The organism is Terrisporobacter muris (genome assembly GCF_024621905.1).
In the GTDB taxonomy this organism is placed as follows: domain Bacteria; phylum Bacillota; class Clostridia; order Peptostreptococcales; family Peptostreptococcaceae; genus Terrisporobacter; species Terrisporobacter muris.
In genome coordinates this window covers 1-2,517 of the sequence record NZ_JANKBY010000429.1, presented here as the reverse complement: position 1 = coordinate 2,517, position 2,517 = coordinate 1, and the positions used below count along the sequence as shown (strand labels likewise).

The following is a 2,517-nucleotide window of genomic DNA, read 5'->3' as shown; positions in this document are numbered from 1 at the left end:
AGGATTGTATGAATTTACTAGGATTAGTGGTTGAATACAACCCATTTCATAATGGTCATAAATACCATTTAGAAAAATCAAAGGAAATAGCAAAGGCAACTCATACTATGGCTATAATGAGTGGTTCTTTTTTACAAAGAGGAGAGCCCGCTTTATTTGATAAATATACAAGAGCAGAGATGGCAGTAAAAAGTGGTGTGGATTTAGTAATAGAACTTCCAACTCTTTATGCTTGTCAAAGCGCAGAAATTTTTTCTCACGGTGCCATAGCTACCTTAAACTCTCTTAATTGCGTTAGTTCAATTTGTTTTGGAAGTGAAGAAGGAGATGTGGGAATCTTAAATACAATAGCGGAGATTTTAGTTAAAGAACCTATAGAATTTAAGTTAAATTTAAAAAAGCATTTAGATGATGGTGTCGTTTTCCCAATAGCAAGAAGTAAAGCTCTATATGAATATATAAAAACTCATAATCTTTTACATTTAAATGAAAATGAACTTCAACAAGTTTTGAATTCTTCTAATAATATATTAGGTATTGAATATATTAAAAGTTTAATTAAGATATATAGCTCTATTAAACCTTATACCATCACTAGAGTTGCATCTGAATATAATTCCAGTGATATAAATAGTAATATTTGTTCAGCCACAGCTATTAGAAATTCTTTAAAAAATAACCAAAACTTGCAACTTATTGAAAATGTTATCCCAAAACCGACTTTTGATGAAATTAATAGTAAAATAGATAGTAATTTTAACCCTGTATTTGATTATATGTTCTACGACATATTATCTTCTATTATTATTAGAGACTACGAAAATTTGCATAACTATTTTGAGGTCAATGAAGGTATAGAAAATAAAATTTATTCTAATATTTTCACTTCTCAAAGTTTAGAAGAGTTAATTAATTCTACAAAGTCAAAACGTTATACTATGACTAAAATAAAGAGAACTTTAAATAATATTTTGCTAGGTGTTACCAAAGAAGATATATTAAAAGTAAAGGATTTAAATTCAATCCCTTACATTAGAGTTTTAGCTTTCAATAACAAGGGCCGAGAAATTATAAAGAAAATAAAAACTTCTAGTGATATTGAAATTATAACTAAATTTTCAAAAATAAGTCATATTGATGACCCTATATTTAAAACACTTATTAAATATGATTTAAAATCTAGCAATATGTATAATCTTATTTATTACAAAAATAATAAAGATCTATTAAAAGGACCCATGGATTATTATTTATCACCTAAGTATTTGCCATGATTATAAATTTTATAATACAAGAAAAGGGCTATTAATTTATAGTCCTTTTTCACTATTCAAATAATTATTTTTCATATTTCATTTTTTTTATTAATATAATACCTTAAAGTCTTTATTATATAGGTGATTTTATGAATATATCTAAATTAACAAAATATTTTTTACCCAAAATTATAGTTTTATTATTAATTATTGGAATTATAATTTTCCCTGATGATTCTATTGAAGCTGCGCAAAATGGAATACATATATGGGTAAATATATTAATGCCCTCTTTACTACCTTTTATAATCGGTGCTAATTTGATAGTTTCTTTGAAGATAGTTGATATTATAGGCGTAATAATAAATCCCATAACTCAATTTATCTTCAATGTATCAGGTAAAAGTGCACTAGTTTTTGCAATCTCAGCAGTATCTGGATATCCTGTAGGTGCAAGACTGGCATCTGATTTAAGGCTAAACCAAGATATTTCTCAATACGAAGGTCAAAGGTTAGTATCATTTTGTTCCACATCAGGTCCCTTATTTATAATTGGTGCTGTGGCAGTCGGAATGTTAAACGATGCATACTTAGGATATGTAATGCTTATTTGCCATTATCTAGGAGCCATAACTGTTGGTTTACTTTTTAGAAGATACGGAAAAGAAAAAAGAGAAAGGTCAAATAAAACCATAATTAATAATATAAAATCCATAATTAATACTCCAGAAAAGGATGGTTTTTTTATTTCTTTTGGAAATGCCGTTATAAGTGGTGTAAATACTTTATTGGCTGTTGGTGGTTTTGTAATAATTTTTTCTGTAGTTTTTAAAATCCTAACGTTATTTAATGTAATAGATGGTATATCTTACATATTGTGCTTTTTCTTTTCTTCTTTAGGCATGACAAAAGAGGTTTGTTCTGCTTTTATAAGTGGGTTATTTGAAATTACAATAGGTTGTAATAATGTAACTAGCATTACATATATTTCTGAGGTAATTAAAGCCAGTTTATGCAGTTTCATCATAGGCTTTAGTGGTTTATCTATTCTAGCTCAATGTTGTAGCTTTATAGCTAAGACTGATATTAAAACTAGTATTTACATATTCAACAAATTTTTACATGGTACATTTGCAGCTTTATATACGTTTTTACTTTATCCAATAAGCTCAAATTACTTACCAGTTTCAAATTTTTCATCAATTTATAATTCTATTTACAATAACAATATCCTAAATCATTATTTTTATAATTTTAAAAT

The 2,517-nt window shown here is 26.7% G+C and carries 2 protein-coding genes; both read left to right on the top strand.

What is annotated here, in order from left to right:
- Positions 1-1,274, top strand: a 1,274-nt coding sequence (locus tag NSA58_RS18785) for a nucleotidyltransferase (protein WP_257560837.1), incomplete at its 5' end; no start/stop codon positions are given.
- A 131-nt stretch (positions 1,275-1,405) separates the two neighbouring features.
- The coding region (gene ylbJ / locus NSA58_RS18780) for a sporulation integral membrane protein YlbJ (protein ID WP_257560836.1) at positions 1,406-2,517 on the top strand (1,112 nt) is incomplete at its 3' end.